This window comes from Haemophilus parahaemolyticus (assembly GCF_018373095.1).
GTDB classification, from domain to species: domain Bacteria; phylum Pseudomonadota; class Gammaproteobacteria; order Enterobacterales; family Pasteurellaceae; genus Haemophilus_A; species Haemophilus_A parahaemolyticus_A.
The window spans coordinates 1-18,152 of record NZ_JAHAHT010000029.1 but is presented as its reverse complement, the minus strand read 5'-3'; the positions used below and the strand labels follow the sequence as shown (position 1 = coordinate 18,152).

The window sequence follows — 18,152 nt, the reverse complement described above, 5'->3', positions numbered from 1 at the left end:
ACCTTTACCGCCCCCCATTGGCAAGGTAGTTAATGCGTTTTTGAAAACTTGTTCGAACGCTAAGAATTTTAATACGCCTAAATCCACAGTTGGGTGGAAACGGATACCACCTTTATAAGGACCAATCGCAGAGTTCATTTGTACGCGATAACCACGGTTCACTTGTACATTACCCTTGTCATCCACCCACGTTACTCGGAAAGTAATTACACGCTCAGGCTCAACAATACGCTCTAAAATACCGTGTTTAGTGTATTGTGGATTTTTTGCAAGGAACGGTGCTAAAGAGCCGAAAACCTCTTCAACCGCTTGATGGAATGGTGCTTGGTTAGGATCACGTTGTTTGATTTTTTGGAACAGTGCGTTTAAGTCGCTCATAGTTTTCTCCTGTAAGATTTTAAATTTTTAAGAAATGCTGTGTTTTGGAATGGCTTGCAATGTATCAAAACTTTTCTTGTTTGAAAAGAGCGATAATAAAAAATAATGTAATAAATTAGAAAAACTAAGTTTAATTGATTGTTTTTTACTCTAATGACAATGCTTTATTATATCAAAAGAAAGATTTTTAGGGAAAAATGGGAAAAAGATCACATTTTTATGAATAGAAATTTTATGATTAGAAATTTTAATTATTAGCGTAGAATAACTAGAATAATTGCTTGAATTTATGATCTAAAGGAAAAAATGGCTTAAAATTTCATATAGGAGCTTTAAGCCATGAAAATTAGAAATTTAAAATCGCGCCGCTGCTTTCATTCCCCTCACAAACAAACTTAGCTCTTCTAATAATTTTGGCTGATTATCTAAATTTCGCTCAATAATTTTCACTGTTGCAGAACCTGAAATCGCACCAGCTACCCCCAAAGACAACGCTTCTTTCACTTGTGCAGGCTGTGCAATGCCGAAGCCTTGTAAAATTGGTGGAGCATTATGGACCTTAAGCTGTTCTACAAGGGTATCTAAATTCGCTGCATGGGCTTGATTTTCTGCACTAGTTACGCCTGCTCGTGAGACTAAATAAGTATATCCTTCGCTATTTTCCGCTACACCTTTAATAGTTTTCTCGTCCGCATTTGGTGGGCAAATAAAGACGGGTTGAATGCCGTGTTTTTTAGCCGCTTGCACATAATCTTCTTTTGCGAGTAACGGAATATCTGCTACAAGCACAGCATCAACACCCACTTCTGCACAACGTTGATAAAAAGCATCCAAACCTTTGGCAAAAATTAAATTAGCACAAAGTAATAAGCTAATCGGAATCTCTGGATATTTTGACCGCACTTTTTCCAATAGTTTAAAGCTATCTTCACTGCTATGACCTGCAGTTAAAGCACGATTATTCGCCGCTTGGATAACTGGGCCATCAAGGAGTGGATCTGAAAAAGGGAAACCGAGTTCTAAAGCATCCGCGCCGTTATCGACAAGTGTGCAAATGATCTCAAAAGAGCGGTCAAAAGTAGGATCGCAAAGGGTAACGAACGGCACGAAAGCCCCTTCATTTTTTACGTTAAGTGTCGCAAATTGCGTTTCAAAACGGCTCATTAGTTTGTGCCTCCATTTAAAATTTTATCAACGGTAAAAATATCTTTATCGCCTCGTCCTGAAAGATTAACCACTAAAAGTTGTTCTTTTTCAGGATTTTGTTTAATCAATTTCAAGGCATAAGCCAAGGCGTGTGAGCTTTCTAATGCAGGAATAATGCCTTCGTGTTTTGCCAATTCTTGGAATGCATTGAGGGCTTCTTCATCGGTAATTGATACATAATCAGCACGACCAATCGCATTTAAATAAGCATGTTGTGGCCCGACGGAAGGGAAGTCTAACCCTGCAGAAATGGAGTAGGATTCCTCAATTTGTCCATCTTTATCTTGCATAATTGGCGATTTCATTCCGAAGTAAATGCCTGTTGTGCCGTGTTTTAGCGGTGCACCGTGTTCGCCCGTTTCAATACCTTTCCCCGCAGGTTCAACACCAATTAAACGAACATTTGCTTCATCAATGAAATCCGCAAACATACCAATTGCATTCGAGCCGCCACCGACAGCAGCAATCACTGCATCAGGTAAACGACCTTCTCGTTCGAGAATTTGACGTTTAGTCTCAATCCCAATCATTTTTTGAAATTCTCTCACAATCGTCGGGAATGGATGGGGGCCTGCCGCGGTGCCAAGTAAATAATGGGTGGTTTCGTAGTTTGCTGACCAATCACGCATCGCTTCACAACAGGCGTCTTTTAAAGAACAAGAGCCTTTTTGTACAGGAATCACTTCCGCACCCATCAAACGCATACGGAACACATTTGGCGATTGGCGTTCAACATCTTTTGCGCCCATATAAACACGGCACGGCATATCTAACATGGCACAAGCTAGGGCTGTCGCAACACCATGCTGACCCGCACCAGTTTCGGCAATAATACGTGTTTTGCCCATACGTTTGGCAAGCAAAATTTGCCCTAACACTTGGTTAGTTTTGTGGGCACCACCGTGCAATAAATCTTCACGTTTTAAGTAAAGTTTGGTGTTGGTACCTTTGGTTAAATTGCGACAAAGGGTAAGTGCGGTCGGTCTGCCTGCATAATTTTTGAGTAAATCAGCAAATTCTGCTTGGAATGTAGGATCATTTTGTGCTTCTACAAAGGCTTGTTCTAATTGTTTTAAAACAGGCACTAAAATTTCTGGCACATACATTCCGCCAAATTCGCCGAAATAAGGGTTGAGAAGTGTGTCTGACATATTTTTTCCTATTATTTTTTAGTTATCTTTTGCAACGCTCATTCCCGCAAAAGATTGAGCGGTTGGCATTACTTCAATGCGATTAATGTTCACGTGTTCAGGTTGTTGATGAAGCCATAATACAATGTTCGCAATATCTTCAGGCTGAACCGATTGCACGTTTTCATACACTTTCGCCGCTCTTTCATCATCGCCGTGAAAACGTACATTAGAGAACTCCGTACCGCCACATAGTCCAGGTTCAACATTGCTTACTCGAATTTTTGTGCCTGCCAGATCGGCTCGTAAATTTAAGCTAAATTGTGTGACAAAAGCTTTAGTTCCACCATATACATTACTGCCTGCATAAGGATAAGTACCTGCAATTGAACTCAAATTGATAATCTGTCCATGATTACGAGCCACCATATTTGGCAACACAAGACGAGTGATAGTAACCAATCCTTTAATGTTGGTATCGATCATCTGATACCAATCTTGTAAATCCGCTTTATGTGCTGGCTCTAATCCCAAAGCTAAACCTGCATTATTCACTAATAAATCGACCGCTTGCCAACCTTCAGGAAGGGTATTTAGAGCGTTAATTGTGGCTTGTTCATCGCGAATATCAAAGGCAAGCGGTAGAAAATTGTTACCTAATTGTGAATGGATTTCTGCTAATCGATCTGCACGTCTGCCCGTGCCAATCACTTTATAGCCTGCTTCTATCAATTTCTTACAGATTGCCAAGCCAAAGCCTGCAGTTGCACCTGTGACTAATGCGGTTGTGGTTTTCATTTTTTCTCCTAGATCTTGAGCTTATTTGTACTATTAAAGTAGTACAAATAAATTTTGATTGCAAGCAATTTTCTTTTAATTTTAAGAATTATTACAGGACAAGATCACTCTCCCTAATTTATGATCTAATCTATCTTCAACCCCGTATTATATTTTGAGGAATCCAAGAGTATCTTTCGTTTTCAGTGATTTATAAGCCATAGTAGTTGTAGGGTGGACTTTATCCCACCAATTAACCATCAAAAATAAATAAAAAAGGTGGGCTGAAGCCCTCTACGATACTGCCGATTCCACTCATCTTTATCTTCCCTATTTTATAACGCCCTCCAATGAGCAAAAATAAATAAAAATTTTCTTTATATTTAATCGTTTTCGCTTGCGTTTTTTTTTTTTTTTTAGAATAGGAAAGTTTTTATTGGTGTTTTTATAAATAGATTTTTTTATTATAAAACCGCTCATTCTCAATAAAAACACTCCTCTATTTCTTAAATTAAAAGGAAAAATTTATGAAACCAACTTTTAAAACCACTGCACTTGCGATTTTAGTTTCATTGAGTGCAACGGCTTGTATGAGTGATTCAAAGAAAGAATTACCTCCAACAAGCGTGAATACTGGTGTAAGTAACCAAGTCAATACAGGAGACCAAGGTAATACAGGAAACCAGGGTAATACTGGAAACCCAGGTAACACAGAAAACTCAGGTAACACAGGTAACACAGGAAACCCAGGTAACACAGGAAACCCAGGTAACACAGGAAACCCAGGTAATACAGGAAACCCAGGTAATACAGGAAACCAAGACAGTAACGCACAAGATGAAGCGGATAGAATTAATGCTGAATTAGCAAAAGCCCCTGTGATTGGTGATAATGTAAAAGCTAAATTTACAATTAAACTTGGTGACTCTAGTACTCTTGAAGAGACTTCAAACAAGAATGTTTCTATTAGTAGCGTAAATGTTGCTACAGGTACACATCGATATGATCTTGAATTAACTGATGAATATTCACGTAGAAGTCTTAGAAATGAATCTCCATTCCGTTTAGCTGAGAATGTGAATGTCTCTATTTCTGAATTAACTGAAAAAGATATTCGTAATGGTGGAAATTATTTAGGTGTTCATGAAGGCGTATTTTCAGATGAGAATATTGATGGTGTTAAAATCACTAAACTTAAAGAGATTTTACCTGGTTCTCAACCATCTGATATAAAAGTTAGTGAAGTTGATGGAGATGTTCACAGGGTGAATTATCTTTTCATTAATACGCCATACTCTACTTATGGTGCGTTGTTTACAAATGAATATGACTCCAAATTATTTGTAGGTGGTTTAAATACAAATGAAACCTATGGTGCACCATTTACTGAAAAAGTTGCAAGTAAGAATTATGTTGAAAGTTTAAAAGGCGATTTAGTTTATAAAGGTGATGTTATTGCTGTCGTAACAAAGGGTGTTGAAGGGACTAGAAATGTTACGTTACCTGAAACACCTAAAATAGATGGTAAAGTTACTCTTAATGCTAAATTTGAACCTAAATTCTTTACAGTATCTGGTCATATTGATAGTGATACCCTAGGTAGAATTGAATTAACTAAGCAATCAACCACTGATAATTATGGGCTAGGTAGTCTTTCTAGTGATGCTCTTGGTGCAAAAGTATTGAATGCAGAAGGAAATAATCAGTTTGTTGGTTCTTATAGTGTTCAATTCACAGGTAAAGAATATAGTGATGTAGTCGGTGGAGTATCGTTAAGTTCGGATCTAAGAACAGGATATCAAAAAGATATTGTGAATAAACGGGGTTATTATCAACCAACTAAAAACAACCCAAATCTAGTTGAAAAATACGAAGCAGTATTTGGTGCAACTAAGCAATAATAGTTGTGCTTGATTAATTGAAATGCTCATCACCAGATGAGCATTTTTAGTTAATTGATAATCTTAACTTATAACTTATCGTGCCATTTTAATAGTTAATCACTTATATTCTCTAAATAGCCTCTTTCATTATGAAAATTAAATTAGTTATCAGCATACTTTTTCCTATGCTTGCCTTAGCTCAAACACCTGCAACAAATATCACACTGAACATTAACGAGCCTAAGTTCAAAACAGAACTTGAACCACAAATTAATGTCGCCAAACTTGAAAAACGCGAACAAAATTTACCGCATTTAGGTACAGAACAAGCCGAACAAATTGAAATTACCCTTGAGCAACTTAAACAAAATCCAGCTTTAACCCACGAATTATTAAGCCGTGCTATTTATGCTCGCAATCCAGAAATGATTAAAAAATTGCTGGAAATTTACCGCACTTTTCCAAATCGTGACCCGATTATGGAGCGCTTTGCGGAAGGAAAATTGGCTGCCCTAATAGAAAACTATACTTTAGCCATTGAGCATTACCGTGAAATATTAGCGAAAAATCCAAATTTAAACCCTGTGCGAATTGAACTGGCTATCGCTTTATTCAATCAAAAACAAGATGGAGCCGCCAAAGACCAATTTGAAAAAGCACAAACTGCGGGGGATTTACCGCCTCAAGTTAGGCGTTTAATGGAGGCTTATTTAGAGGCTTTAAAAGAACGTGACAGCTGGAATTTGGATTTTTCTTTTAATTATGTACGTGATACGAATGTAAATAATGTGGGAAGTGAGAGACAAGTGGTGTTAGAAAATGGTGGTGTACTGACTCGTTCAGAATCAATGTTACCACAAACGGCACACGGCTTAGCGTACTCACTCGATATTTCCAGAGATTTCAATTTATGGCGTTCTCATTATCTCACGCTGGGTAATGAGTTCGGGGGCAAGAGTTATTGGGATAATCATGAATTTGATGATATTTCCAACCGCACTTTTGTTGGCTATGCACATAAAACCGCAAAGCAAAATTTCCGTATTAAACCTTTTTATGAAAAACGTTGGTATGGCGGTGAAAGTTATCGTTGGTCTAATGGGGCAAGAGTGGAATTTTCTCGCTGGTTAAGTCCTAACTGGCAACTTTCTACAGCAGGAGAGTTTTCAAAACAACGTTATCTCGACAGCACATCACAAAACGGCAATAACAAACTGATTTCAGCAACCTTACTGTGGGCAAGAACACCGAAACAGTTTTTCTACCTTGGTTCTGATTTTATGGCAGAAAGAACTAAGGTTCGTCAATATAGTTCAGACAGTAAAAGCCTACGTTTAGGTTGGGGGCAAGAATGGCATTGGGGCATTTCCTCACGTCTTGGCTTATCCATAATGAAACATGAATATAAAGATATTTCTAAATTAGGTAATATCAATTTGTTTTCTTTTGGAAAACGTCGAGAAGATAAAATTTATGGCGTGAGTTTATCCCTATGGAAACGCGATTGGCATATTTGGGGAATTACACCAAAACTCCAACTAAGCTGGCGTAAACAAGATAGTAATATTCCAGAAATGTATTCTTATACTCAGAAGAATGTAAATATATTATTTGAGAAAACTTTTTGATTATTTTTATAAATAGACTTTATAAGATTATAAATAAAAAGCAAAAAGTGCGGTGAAATTCCACCGCACTTTCAAGATTAATGATGATGGTGTTCTAATTTTTGCGGTAATTGAGCCAAACTTTTACCCGATAAGAGGCGTCAGATGATTTTTTTCTGACTAATATTGATAGTTTTCAGCTTTTGCACTATTAAAATCGTACATTTTTTTACTGCAAGCAATTTCATTTTAATTTCAAAAATATTGTAAAATGAAATAAATTTACCATACCGCAAACGTTTGCTTAATGATATAATCTGCCCGATTTTTATTTCAATTGATCGAGGTTAATCGTGAGCAATACACAACTTAGCTACAAAGATGCTGGCGTCGATATTCACGCTGGGAATGAATTAGTCGAACGTATCAAAGGCGATGTAAAACGCACTCGCCGCCCTGAAGTCATGGGCGGATTGGGTGGTTTCGGAGCATTATGTGCTTTACCAACCAAATATAAAGAGCCAATTTTAGTTTCTGGTACAGACGGCGTGGGTACAAAATTACGCCTTGCGATTGACTTGAAAAAACACGATACCATTGGTCAGGATTTAGTGGCAATGTGTGTAAACGACTTAATCGTACAAGGGGCAGAACCGCTTTTCTTCTTAGATTACTATGCAACAGGAAAATTAGACGTTGATGTGGCAGCAAGTGTGATCAAAGGTATTGCAGACGGTTGCGAAATGTCTGGCTGTGCGTTAGTCGGTGGTGAAACCGCTGAAATGCCTGGAATGTACCACGAAGGCGACTACGACTTAGCGGGTTTCTGCGTAGGGGTGGTAGAAAAATCAGAGATTATTGACGGCACAGCAGTGAAAACGGGCGACACGCTTATCGCACTCGGTTCAAGTGGTGCTCACTCAAACGGCTATTCACTTATTCGCAAAGTGCTTGAAGTGAGCGGTGCAAATCCAGCGGATTTATTAGACGGCAAACCGCTTAGCGAACATTTATTAGCCCCAACCAAAATCTATGTAAAATCGATTTTACAACTGATCAAGCAGACCGAAGTTCACGCCATTGCTCACTTAACAGGCGGTGGCTTCTGGGAAAATATCCCGCGTGTATTACCTGACAATACTAAAGCAGTGATTGATGAATCAAGTTGGCAATGGCCTGCGATCTTCAACTGGTTACAAGAAAAAGGCAATATTAGTCGTTATGAAATGTACCGCACTTTTAACTGTGGCGTAGGTATGGTAATTGCATTACCAGAAAAAGAGATTGAAACCGCTCTTGCATTGCTTGAACAAGCGGGCGAAAAAGCGTGGGTTATCGGCAAAATTGAACATCTTGGCGAAGGCGAAGCACAGGTTGAGATTCAATAGTAAAATCTTAAATTTCAATTCAGCCCTTTTGGGCTGATTTCTATAAGGAAGAAAATGAAAAAAATTGCCGTCCTTATTTCTGGTCAAGGAACGAATTTACAAACTATTATTGATGCCTGCCATTCAGGCGATATTCCCGCCAAAATTGCTTGTGTGGTAAGTAACAAATCTGATGCTTACGGCTTAATTCGAGCCAAACAAGCACAGATTCCGCAAGCGATCTTTCTTCGCAAAAATTTTGCCAATAACCTCGAAATGGACGATGCCATTGGCGATTATTTGCAAAGCCTAGCAGTAGATTTGATCGTCCTTGCTGGTTATATGAAAATTCTTACCCCAAAATTTACTCAACGTTTTGCAGGGAAAATTTTAAATATCCATCCTTCTCTTCTTCCTAAATATGCAGGCTTAAACACCTACCAACGTGCGATTGAAGCAGGCGACAATGAACACGGCACAACCGTCCATTTTGTCAATGAAGAAGTGGATGGTGGTGCAATTGTCTTACAAGCAAAAGTACCAATCTTCCCTGAAGATAGCATCGAAGAAGTGGAAGCTAGAACCCGTGAGCAAGAATATCAAATTTATCCGCTTGTGATTAAATGGTTTACCGAAGGACGGTTAAGACTTAAAGATAATTTGGCATATTTAGATGGAAAAGCTCTGCCAAAATCTGGATATGCGAGTGAAGATGATAAAGAGAAATAATTTATCCTAAAATACCTGTGAGTAAATAATCCACCATCATCCCCGCAATATCTTTGCCAGAAACTTTTTCAATCCCTTCTAAACCAGGGCTCGCATTCGCTTCTAGAATCATCGGGCCTTGCTTGGCACGGATTAAATCAACGCCTGCAACATCTAATCCAATAGCTTTTGTTGCTTGAATAGCAATCTGCTTTTCTTCCTCTGTCAGTTCAATGCTTTCAGCTTTGCCACCTTGGTGTAAATTTGCACGAAAATCTCCATTACCTGCGGTGCGTTGCATACTTGCGACTACTTGATCACCAATAACAAAAGCACGAATATCTTGCCCTCGGGTTTCGGCTATAAAATCTTGTACTAAGGCTTTTTCACCCACTTGCTTTAGCATTTTTAGCTTATTTAAGGCTGTGCTTGTCTCCTCATATAATTCTACACCAGTACCTTGCATACCGACTAATGTCTTAAGTACGACTGCAGGAAAATGCAAAGCCAATTGTGAAGAGCTTTCAACTAATTCACCAATGTAACTTGTTGAGGGAATAGGCAAACCATAAGCTGCGAGCAATTGCAAACTTTGCCATTTGTCTCGAGCTAATCGGAAAGCTTGGGCATTATTTAGTACTTTTGTTTTTTTGATTTCAAAATGCTGCAACACATAACAGCCCATCTCTGTGCTTGTTGTCCCGAAACGAGGAAGCACAGCGTGATATTCATCAAGCTGTAACTCTTGTTCGGACGTTTGATAGAATAATCTAGCGGTCGATTTTCCTCCAACACTTGCAAGTTTAAGTAACATTCGATTGGGATCGAGAATGTCGAGCAAGATACCACGCTGTTCGCACGCAGTTTTAATCCGTTGGCAACTATATAAGCGTGGCTCACGGCAGAGCATCAACCATTTTATAGGGAAATTAGCCATTACAAATTGCCTAAAATATCTAACGAATCACTGAGTTTTTTCACGCCAAAAACTTCCATTCCCTTAATCGATTTTTTGGGCATATTCCCAAAAGGCACAATGGCACGCTTGAAGCCGTGTTTAGCAGCCTCAGAAATACGTTCTTGACCACTTGGCACAGGGCGAATTTCGCCTGCTAAGCCCACCTCTCCAAAAATCACAAGATCTTGTGGTAGTGGTCGGTTTCTAAAGCTAGAAATTAAGGCGAGAATTAAGGCTAAGTCTGCACTAGTTTCCGTCACTTTTACGCCGCCTACTATATTGACAAATACATCTTGGTCTGACATTTGCAATCCACCATGGCGGTGTAAAACAGCAAGCAATAGTGATAAGCGATTGTGATCTAAACCCACAGCAACACGGCGCGGGTTGGCAAGCATTGAGTGATCGACTAAGGCTTGAATTTCTACCAAGAGAGGGCGAGTTCCTTCCCAAAGCACAACCACAGAACTGCCTGAAACCAACTCATCGCTACGGCTTAAAAAGATTGCAGATGGGTTTTTGACTTCACGAAGTCCTTGTTCTGTCATCGCAAACACACCTAGCTCATTTACGGCACCAAAACGGTTTTTCTGGCTACGTAAGGTGCGATAGCGTGAATCTGATTCACCTTCTAATAAAAGTGAAGCATCAATTGCATGCTCTAAAACTTTAGGACCTGCAAGCGTACCATCTTTGGTTACGTGCCCCACCATAATAATTGCCACTTGGCGGGTTTTCGCATAGCGTGTGAGGAATGAAGCACATTCACGCACTTGAGAAACCGAACCTGGTGAAGATTGAATATCTGAAAGGTGCATCACTTGAATAGAGTCAATCACCATAATTTGGGGTTTTTCTTGATCGGCAATGTTACAAATATGCTCAACCGAGGTTTCAGAAAGCATTTTGAGGTGTTCTGTTGGTAAACCTAAACGGTTAGCGCGCATTGCAACTTGTTGGAGCGACTCCTCGCCTGTCACATATAGCGTCGGAATTTCTTTAGATAATCCGCACATCACTTGGAGCAGTAACGTACTTTTCCCCGCCCCAGGATGACCACCAATCAGAATAGCAGAACCTGGCACAACTCCACCACCAAGCACGCGATCGAGTTCGTTAAATCCGCTACTAAAACGTGGTACTTCTTGCAAGCTGATCTCAGAGAGTGCTTGCACCTTGCCAGAAGTTTCGCCCGCATAGCCACTAAAACGGTCGTTTTTTTTACTTTCTTTAGCTGAAACTAAACGAATTTCGCTGATAGTATTCCACGCATAGCACTCTTTACATTGCCCCATCCACTTAGAGTATTCTGCGCCACAATCGCTACACACATAAGCCGTTTTTGGTGCCTTTGCCATATTAAACCTTAATTTTAAACTGAAAAATTGACGAAATACTAGCAAAAAACACTGAATAAATAAACACTGAAATTTTTATTTTTTCGAGTACGCTCGAAAATTTAAACATTGGCACTCGCCAAAACAGAAAAAATCCGCAAACTTTAAGGGCGTGAATAACACGCATATTGATTTAAAAGGAAATTTAACGAATGAAATCTTTAACGAAAAAGCCTCTTTTTCTTAAGCCTACAAAGGCATTTACCTTGATTGAATTAATGATTGTGATTGCCATCATTGCCATTCTAGCGACCATTGCGATCCCTTCTTATACCACTTATACGCAAAAAGCGGCTCTCTCTGAGCTACTAAGAGCTTCTGCTTCGTATAAATCCGATGTAGAGGTTTGTATTTACAACACTGGTGAGGTAACGAATTGTTCAGGCGGTTCAAATGGTGTACAAGCAAACAAAGCCTCAAGTGACGAAACTAAATACTTGAAATCTGTTTCTGTTGCAAGCGGGGTAATTACGGTAGCAGGTAAAGGCAATATTGATGGATTTGGCTATACCATGACGCCAACCTTTAGCTCCAATACGATTAGTTGGAAAACGAATTGTACGGGTTCTGATACAAGTTTATTCCCTGCAAATTTCTGCTCTACAAGCTCAACAAACTAATAGAACCATTCTCAAGCGGTCAATTTTGACCGCTCTTTTACTAGTAAATCACTTATAACAAAAAACTATGACCTATACCGTTTGCGATTTAAACACTCAAAATATTTTTGAAATCTCTGAGCGTCAATGGCAGAAAAATTGTGAAGAGAAAACGATTCTTTTGCGTTATTTAGCCATTCCCGTGAAAGAAGATAAAGAGAAATTATGGCTTGCTATTGATGATTTGAATAATCTGACCGCTTATGAGATCTTTTCCTTTATTGCTCATAAAGAGATTGAGCCCATTTTAATTTCTACTGAGGAATTAAAATACCTATTAAATGAGCTTTCGCCTAAAAAAGATATTATTTATGAAACAACAGAAATTATTTATTCAGAAAACAACCAGCAAGTAGAATTAGACCATACTGATCCAGTAATCCATCTGCTAGATGAATTATTTAATTATTGTCTACAGAAAAATGTTTCCGATATTCATTTAGAACCACAGAAAAATAGATTTATGATCCGCTTGCGGATTGATGGCGTTTTACATATTTATAAAACGCTATCGCTAAATTTATCTAGCCGTATTATTTCCAGATTAAAAATTCTCGCAAAATTAGATATTAGCGAAACTCGTTTGCCACAAGATGGACAATTCCACTTTAAAACAAAAATTTCTGATACTTTAGATTTTCGTGTTTCTACATTGCCAACTCATTTTGGTGAAAAAATAGTACTTCGTTTGCAAAAAAATAAACCTATTGATTTAGATTTTTTAGGGCTTGGATTTAATCAAAACCAGAAAACAATTTTATTAGATGCATTAAATCAACCACAAGGTTTAATATTGGTGACAGGCCCAACAGGTAGCGGAAAAAGTATTACATTATATACTGCACTTAGTTATTTAAACCAGAGTAAAAAACATATTCTAACTGCTGAAGATCCAATAGAAATAGAGATTGAAGGCATCATTCAAACGCAAGTTGATCGTGGTATTGGGTTAGATTTCAGCCAATTATTACGCACCTTTTTACGCCAAGATCCCGATATTATTATGTTTGGTGAAATTCGAGATGAAGAAAGTGCTCAAATGGCACTGCGAGCCTCACAAACAGGGCATTTAGTGCTTTCAACGCTTCACACTAACGATGCACTATCAGCGGTGGAACGCCTTTTGCAACTTGGAATTAAAGAGTTTGAACTAAGAAACAGTTTGCAATTAGTCATTGCTCAACGTTTAGTTAGGAAAATCTGCACACATTGTCAAAGTAATGGCTGTGAACATTGCTATCAGGGTTACAAAGGACGAATTGGTGTGTATCAATTACTGTCAAAAAATGGAAAAGAATTTGAAAAATCGACCGCTTATTTAGATTTTTCTACTTTAGCGGAAAGTGCAATGCAAAAATATCAAGAAAATAAAACTAATTTATCAGAAATACAACGAGTATTAGGCTATGTTTAAGGTATATGAATTTCATTGGAAAGCGGTGAATCGTTTTCAGCAAAAACAGAAAGGGAAATTATTAGCTCGCAATCAAGAAGAATTAGAACAAAGGTTAATTAAAAAAGGCTTTCAGCAAATTAAAATTAATCGGAATTTTATTTTCCCTAAAAATCCAAAATCAGAAGAGGTGACTCAACTTATTTCTCAACTTTCTTTACTAATTAATGCAAAACTTCCCTTAAAACAAGCGTTATCAATCATTTTAGAAAATACACAAAATATAAAGCTTTATTTATGGCTTGAAGAAATAATACGCTCGGTTGATTTAGGTTATTCTTTTTCAACATCATTAGAAAATTTAAATCGCTATTTAGATAGTCAGGAAATTCAGCTGATCAAAATGGGGGAAATAAGTGGGAAATTAGGAGTGATACTTGAAAATATTGCACAATCTAGGTCTGAAAGTGAAAAATTATTTTCTAAAGTAAAGAAGATTATGTTTTATCCTGTAATGGTATTAGTTGTTGCTTTAACTCTTTCAATTGGAATGTTGATACTCATTGTGCCTAAATTTTCAGAATTATATAGTGCGAAAGATAAAACATTGCCTTTTATCACCGAAGTGCTCTTTTTTCTCTCTAATTTATTGATTGATAATTATATATTTATGTTTTTTTTATTTGTGCTGAGTGGTATTTTTTTCTCTTTTTTAGATAAAAAAACAACAATAATTAAAAAGTTTAAATACCATATTTTAAGTAATTTTCCTGTGTTTAAAAATATCATAGTCCAATCACGTATTATTTATTTCACTCAAAATATAGCCTTAATGCTAAATGCTAGCCTTCGATTAGATCTTATTTTAGAAACTTTTCTATCAAATAAACAGGCAGATCCCATTTTACAACAAGAGTGTCAGTCAGTATTAACACTGATTAAACAAGGTTACGCTTTTTCCGAATGTTTAAATACAGATATATTTGAAAGCCAAACTGTACAGATGTTATCTGTTGGAGAAAGAAGCGGAAAATTGGCTGAAATGAGTGAATATGTTAGCCAAATATATAAAAAGAAATTAGATGATCAGCTTAATATTCTATCACAGCTGCTTGAGCCCGCATTGATGGTTATTCTTGGTGGTATTGTTGGCACTATTATTGTTGGGCTTTATTTACCTATTTTTGATATGGGATCTTTAGTTGAATAAAATAAAATGGATTTAGTAAAATTTTTTGAATTTTTAACCGCTATATTATTCGCTTTCTGGTTTAGAAGAGAAATTCCTCTTTTTGCCAAGCGAATCAACCAACAAACTTATAATGAATTTTATTCTCTAGTGGATTTTCAGCTAGATTATCGTGATTTTGAAAAACAATCTAATTTAAAAGCAAAACAAAGTAAATTATCGATTCTATTTTTCTTTATTTTTCCTTTAGTTACTTGGTTAAGTCAAGATTATCTTATTTCAGTAGTAATTATTATTTTATGTTTTCTTACTGTATTGGATATACTTTATTATCTTACTGAAATTCGATATTTAGCCATTTTATTTTTACTTACGCTATACAGTGATAATCTAGAAACATTTTATTTTACAGTCTTTTTCTTTATTTTCATTCACTTTTTTTCTATTTTCACTTTCCAGAAGGAAGGCTTTGGATTAGGAGACAGTTTATTATTAATTGCTTTATCACCTCTGTTTACGTTAGAGCAGATGTTACAACTCGTGCTTATCGCCTCAGTGCTAGGGATAACATACTACTTAGTAGAACGACGCATTACTTCACAAAAACGTCAAAAATTGCCTTTTATTCCGTTTATTAGTGTGGCGACTTTTATTATAATTTACCTCAACTAATCATAAATTGAGGATAAAAAATGCCTTATGTTGTTGGATTAACAGGTGGAATTGGAAGTGGAAAAAGCACCATTGGCGATCTGTTTTTAGCACTTGGCGTGCCTGTGATTGATGCCGATATTATTGCCCGCCAAGTTGTTGAAAAAGGCTCTCCATTATTAGCAAAATTAGTCTCTCATTTTGGAGTAGATATTCTTACCGAGCACAAGGAATTAAATCGAGCTAAATTACGCGAAATTATTTTCTCTCATCCTGATGAGAAAACTTGGCTTAATCAATTACTCCATCCTGCAATCAGAAATAAAATGCTTACTCAATTAAAACGATGTCAACAGCCTTATGCAATTTTGATGGTACCGTTATTAATTGAAAACAATTTAACTCATTTGTGTGATCATATTTTAGTTGTAGATGTGCTGCCTGAAATACAAATAGAAAGAGCGACAAAACGTGATAATAATAACGCAGAGATAATTAAAAATATTGTAGCAGCACAAGTTTCAAGAGAAAAAAGATTAACTTATGCTGATGATATTATTGATAATAATCAACCACTTGAACAAAATTTCGAAAAAATAAAGAAACAAGTAAACAATCTTCATCGAATTTATTTAGAAAAAGCAGAGAAAAAAAGATGTCAGATTTAATTGTAGAATGCCCAACATGCCAGAAAAAAGTAGAATGGAAAGCAGAAAATAAATATCGTCCATTTTGTAGCGATCGCTGTCGTTTAATCGATCTTGGTGAATGGGCAAATGAAGAAAAGCGGATTGCTGCTGTGGAAGATATACCATTCTCTAATGAGTTAGAACAATAGAAAGAGAATAAAATTACTCATTCAAAAACCCTAGATTTTACGGTAAAATCACGGCAATTTTTTCTAATTTAAAGTAAAGGTTAAAGTTTATGCAACAGCAATATAATCCAAGTGAAATTGAACCGAAGGTTCAACAATACTGGGCAGAAAATAAAGTTTTCAAAGCGATCAAAGACGAATCAAAAGAGAAATATTACTGTCTTTCTATGTTCCCTTACCCATCAGGTCGCCTGCATATGGGGCACGTGCGTAACTACACTATCGGTGATGTGGTTTCACGCTATCAACGTATGCTGGGTAAAAACGTGTTGCAACCCTTTGGTTGGGATGCATTTGGTTTACCTGCTGAAGGGGCGGCAATTAAAAACAAAACCGCACCAGCAAAATGGACTTACGAAAACATCGCCTATATGAAGAAACAACTTCAACTTTTAGGCTTTGGTTTTGACTGGGATCGCGAAATTGCGACTTGCAAACCCGATTACTACAAGTGGGAACAATGGTTCTTCACGGAGCTTTATAAAAAAGGTTTGGTGTACAAAAAAAACTCAACCGTAAACTGGTGTCCGAACGATGTAACTGTGCTTGCGAACGAGCAAGTGCACGACGGTTGCTGCTGGCGTTGTGATACCCCAGTGGAACAAAAAGAGATTCCACAATGGTTCATCAAAATCACCGATTATGCCGAGCAATTATTAGGCGGTTTAGACAATCTTCCGCAATGGCCGGATATGGTGAAAACCATGCAACGCAATTGGATCGGTCGTTCTGAAGGGGTCGAAATCACCTTTGACGTGGCGGATACCAATGAAAATGTGGCGGTTTACACGACTCGCCCTGACACTTTCTATGGTGTGAGCTATTTAGGCATTGCAGCCACTCACCCATTGGCAAGCCTTGCAGCAGAGAATAATCCAGAACTTGCGGCTTTCATTCAAGAAGCGAAAAATGCCAAAGTAGCAGAAGCTGATCTCGCAACCATGGAGAAAAAAGGAATGGCAACGGGTTTATTTGCTATTCATCCATTGACGGGGGAAAAATTACCAATTTGGGTTGCTAATTTTGTATTAATGCACTATGGCACAGGTGCTGTTATGGCAGTGCCTGCTCACGACCAACGTGACTATGAATTCGCTCACAAATACGGTTTGCAAATCAAACAAGTAATTGCACCGCTTGCAGATCAAGAAATTGATTTAGCGAAAGAAGCCTTCACTGAACATGGCACATTAATCAACTCTGCAGAATTTGACGGTAGAGATTTCGAGGGGGCATTCAACGGCATTGCGGACAAACTCGAACAATTAGGTGTGGGAAAACGCCAAGTTAATTACCGTTTACGTGATTGGGGAGTTTCTCGCCAACGTTATTGGGGTGCACCAATTCCAATGCTTACTCTTGAAAACGGTGATGTGGTGCCCGCACCAATGGAAGATTTACCGATTATTCTGCCTGAAGATGTAGTGATGGACGGTGTGAAAAGCCCAATCAAAGCCGATCCAAATTGGGCGAAAACCACCTTTAATGGTACACCAGCATTAAAAGAAACGGATACTTTCGACACCTTTATGGAATCTTCTTGGTACTACGCTCGCTATACGTCACCAAAATTTGCCGAAGCAATGCTTGACAAAGACGAAGCGAATTACTGGTTGCCTGTGGATCAATATATCGGCGGTATCGAACACGCTACCATGCACTTGCTCTACTTCCGTTTCTTCCACAAACTCTTGCGTGATGCAGGTTTTGTGACCAGCGATGAGCCAGCCACCAAATTATTGTGCCAAGGTATGGTGCTTGCGGATGCGTTTTACTACACCAGCCCAACCAATGAGCGTATTTGGGTAAGCCCAACGCAAGTAACCCTTGAGCGTGATGAGAAAGGTCGCATCATTAAAGCCACCGATCCTGAAGGGCGTGAACTAGTCCATAGTGGCATGACCAAAATGTCGAAATCCAAAAATAACGGTATTGACCCACAAGAAATGGTAGAGAAATATGGTGCCGATAC

Annotated in this window: 17 protein-coding genes; 11 read left to right on the top strand and 6 right to left on the bottom strand. The window is 37.8% G+C overall.

What is annotated here, in order from left to right:
* The 4 genes from KH943_RS04730 to KH943_RS04715 form a co-directional block, all read right to left on the bottom strand.
* Positions 1-378, bottom strand: a 378-nt coding sequence (locus KH943_RS04730) for a Glu/Leu/Phe/Val dehydrogenase dimerization domain-containing protein (protein WP_304108295.1), incomplete at its 3' end; no start/stop codon positions are given.
* 354 nt (positions 379-732) lie between these two features.
* Positions 733-1,542 carry a tryptophan synthase subunit alpha gene (gene trpA / locus KH943_RS04725; RefSeq protein ID WP_304108293.1) on the bottom strand — a complete coding sequence of 270 codons (810 nt, stop codon included), beginning with the start codon at positions 1,540-1,542 and terminating at the stop codon, positions 733-735.
* Positions 1,542-2,735 carry a tryptophan synthase subunit beta gene (trpB, locus tag KH943_RS04720; RefSeq protein ID WP_304108290.1) on the bottom strand — a complete coding sequence of 398 codons (1,194 nt, stop codon included), beginning with the start codon at positions 2,733-2,735 and terminating at the stop codon, positions 1,542-1,544. Before trpB ends, trpA begins: the two co-directional genes overlap by 1 nt.
* Before the next feature lie 18 nt (positions 2,736-2,753).
* Complete coding sequence (locus KH943_RS04715; RefSeq protein WP_014550773.1) at positions 2,754-3,512, bottom strand: SDR family oxidoreductase; 759 nt, start codon at positions 3,510-3,512, stop codon at positions 2,754-2,756.
* 506 nt (positions 3,513-4,018) lie between these two features.
* Between KH943_RS04715 and KH943_RS04710 the strand changes: the two genes are divergently transcribed.
* From KH943_RS04710 to purN, 4 genes are all read left to right on the top strand, one after another.
* The gene (locus KH943_RS04710; RefSeq protein WP_304108280.1) at positions 4,019-5,392 is read left to right on the top strand and encodes a collagen-like triple helix repeat-containing protein; all 1,374 of its coding nucleotides are present in this window, start codon (positions 4,019-4,021) and stop codon (positions 5,390-5,392) included.
* A 131-nt stretch (positions 5,393-5,523) separates the two neighbouring features.
* Positions 5,524-7,002: a surface lipoprotein assembly modifier gene (locus tag KH943_RS04705; protein WP_304108279.1), complete on the top strand. Its 1,479-nt coding sequence runs from the start codon at positions 5,524-5,526 to the stop codon at positions 7,000-7,002.
* 332 nt (positions 7,003-7,334) lie between these two features.
* Positions 7,335-8,369 carry a phosphoribosylformylglycinamidine cyclo-ligase gene (gene purM / locus KH943_RS04700; RefSeq protein ID WP_304108277.1) on the top strand — a complete coding sequence of 345 codons (1,035 nt, stop codon included), beginning with the start codon at positions 7,335-7,337 and terminating at the stop codon, positions 8,367-8,369.
* A 54-nt stretch (positions 8,370-8,423) separates the two neighbouring features.
* On the top strand, positions 8,424-9,077 hold the full coding sequence (purN, locus tag KH943_RS04695; RefSeq protein WP_304108275.1) for a phosphoribosylglycinamide formyltransferase: 654 nt from the start codon (positions 8,424-8,426) through the stop codon (positions 9,075-9,077).
* Between the two features lies 1 nt (position 9,078).
* On the opposite strand, the gene KH943_RS04690 is transcribed toward purN, so the two are convergent.
* Complete coding sequence (locus KH943_RS04690) at positions 9,079-9,978, bottom strand: ATP-grasp domain-containing protein (protein WP_438359820.1); 900 nt, start codon at positions 9,976-9,978, stop codon at positions 9,079-9,081.
* A 14-nt stretch (positions 9,979-9,992) separates the two neighbouring features.
* Positions 9,993-11,372, bottom strand: coding sequence for a DNA repair protein RadA (radA, locus tag KH943_RS04685; protein WP_304108271.1), 1,380 nt, complete (start codon positions 11,370-11,372; stop codon positions 9,993-9,995).
* 191 nt (positions 11,373-11,563) lie between these two features.
* Here radA and KH943_RS04680 point away from each other — a divergent pair, with 191 nt between their 5' ends.
* The 7 genes from KH943_RS04680 to leuS all read left to right on the top strand — a co-directional run.
* A complete protein-coding gene (locus tag KH943_RS04680; protein ID WP_119222597.1) occupies positions 11,564-12,031 on the top strand; it encodes a prepilin-type N-terminal cleavage/methylation domain-containing protein in 468 nt (155 codons plus the stop codon).
* A 67-nt stretch (positions 12,032-12,098) separates the two neighbouring features.
* Positions 12,099-13,484, top strand: coding sequence for a GspE/PulE family protein (locus KH943_RS04675; RefSeq protein ID WP_304108268.1), 1,386 nt, complete (start codon positions 12,099-12,101; stop codon positions 13,482-13,484).
* The gene (locus tag KH943_RS04670) at positions 13,477-14,673 is read left to right on the top strand and encodes a type II secretion system F family protein (protein WP_304108266.1); all 1,197 of its coding nucleotides are present in this window, start codon (positions 13,477-13,479) and stop codon (positions 14,671-14,673) included. The genes KH943_RS04675 and KH943_RS04670 overlap by 8 nt, the downstream gene beginning before the upstream one ends.
* A 6-nt stretch (positions 14,674-14,679) precedes the next feature.
* Positions 14,680-15,324, top strand: coding sequence for a prepilin peptidase (locus KH943_RS04665; RefSeq protein WP_304108264.1), 645 nt, complete (start codon positions 14,680-14,682; stop codon positions 15,322-15,324).
* 20 nt (positions 15,325-15,344) lie between these two features.
* Positions 15,345-15,971, top strand: coding sequence for a dephospho-CoA kinase (gene coaE / locus KH943_RS04660; protein WP_304108263.1), 627 nt, complete (start codon positions 15,345-15,347; stop codon positions 15,969-15,971).
* Positions 15,959-16,141, top strand: coding sequence for a DNA gyrase inhibitor YacG (gene yacG, locus KH943_RS04655; RefSeq protein ID WP_304108261.1), 183 nt, complete (start codon positions 15,959-15,961; stop codon positions 16,139-16,141). The genes coaE and yacG overlap by 13 nt, the downstream gene beginning before the upstream one ends.
* Positions 16,142-16,230: 89 nt before the next feature.
* On the top strand, positions 16,231-18,152 hold a 1,922-nt coding region (gene leuS / locus KH943_RS04650), incomplete at its 3' end, for a leucine--tRNA ligase (protein WP_304108259.1).

What these genes read in the sequence shown, in the direction of transcription:
- KH943_RS04670 (WP_304108266.1), top strand. Translation starts at nt 13,477, where the DNA reads ATGTTTAAGGTATATGAATTTCATTGGAAAGCGGTGAATCGTTTTCAG.
- coaE (WP_304108263.1), top strand. Translation starts at nt 15,345, where the DNA reads ATGCCTTATGTTGTTGGATTAACAGGTGGAATTGGAAGTGGAAAAAGC.
- trpA (WP_304108293.1), bottom strand. Translation starts at nt 1,542, where the DNA reads ATGAGCCGTTTTGAAACGCAATTTGCGACACTTAACGTAAAAAATGAA.
- trpB (WP_304108290.1), bottom strand. Translation starts at nt 2,735, where the DNA reads ATGTCAGACACACTTCTCAACCCTTATTTCGGCGAATTTGGCGGAATG.
- radA (WP_304108271.1), bottom strand. Translation starts at nt 11,372, where the DNA reads ATGGCAAAGGCACCAAAAACGGCTTATGTGTGTAGCGATTGTGGCGCA.
- KH943_RS04675 (WP_304108268.1), top strand. Translation starts at nt 12,099, where the DNA reads ATGACCTATACCGTTTGCGATTTAAACACTCAAAATATTTTTGAAATC.
- KH943_RS04705 (WP_304108279.1), top strand. Translation starts at nt 5,524, where the DNA reads ATGAAAATTAAATTAGTTATCAGCATACTTTTTCCTATGCTTGCCTTA.
- KH943_RS04710 (WP_304108280.1), top strand. Translation starts at nt 4,019, where the DNA reads ATGAAACCAACTTTTAAAACCACTGCACTTGCGATTTTAGTTTCATTG.
- KH943_RS04680 (WP_119222597.1), top strand. Translation starts at nt 11,564, where the DNA reads ATGAAATCTTTAACGAAAAAGCCTCTTTTTCTTAAGCCTACAAAGGCA.
- purN (WP_304108275.1), top strand. Translation starts at nt 8,424, where the DNA reads ATGAAAAAAATTGCCGTCCTTATTTCTGGTCAAGGAACGAATTTACAA.
- KH943_RS04665 (WP_304108264.1), top strand. Translation starts at nt 14,680, where the DNA reads ATGGATTTAGTAAAATTTTTTGAATTTTTAACCGCTATATTATTCGCT.
- KH943_RS04715 (WP_014550773.1), bottom strand. Translation starts at nt 3,512, where the DNA reads ATGAAAACCACAACCGCATTAGTCACAGGTGCAACTGCAGGCTTTGGC.
- yacG (WP_304108261.1), top strand. Translation starts at nt 15,959, where the DNA reads ATGTCAGATTTAATTGTAGAATGCCCAACATGCCAGAAAAAAGTAGAA.